Origin of the sequence: Achromobacter sp. SIMBA_011 (genome assembly GCF_046535435.1) — a bacterium.
Taxonomy (GTDB): domain Bacteria; phylum Pseudomonadota; class Gammaproteobacteria; order Burkholderiales; family Burkholderiaceae_B; genus Achromobacter; species Achromobacter dolens.
On record NZ_JAWRWN010000134.1, the window covers coordinates 1 to 354 of the forward strand.

At 67.8% G+C, this 354-nt stretch carries 1 protein-coding gene; it reads left to right on the forward strand.

The genetic code is table 11. The features are described 5' to 3' along the window. Positions 1–354, forward strand: a 354-nt coding sequence (locus SB816_RS30250; RefSeq protein WP_410548024.1) for a lyase family protein, incomplete at both ends; no start/stop codon positions are given.

Here is a 354-nt window from a genome sequence, read left to right on the forward strand (position 1 = left end):
GGATGATGCTCGCCGGCGCGCGCGAGCACGTGATCCTGCCGGCGCTGCGCACGGTCCACCAGCGCCTCGTCGCGCTGTCGCACGCGCACGCCGAGCAGCCGATGCTGTCGCGCACGCACGGCCAGCCGGCCAGCCCGACGACGCTCGGCAAGGAAGTCGCCAACGTCGCCGCCCGTCTCGCGCGCGCAATCACGCGCATCGAGAAGGTCGAACTGCTCGGCAAGATGAACGGCGCGGTCGGCAACTTCAACGCGCATCTGTCCGCGTATCCGGAATTCGACTGGGAAGCGTTCTCGCGCGACGTGATCGAGAACCGCCTGAAGCTGACGTTCAACCCGTACACGATCCAGATCG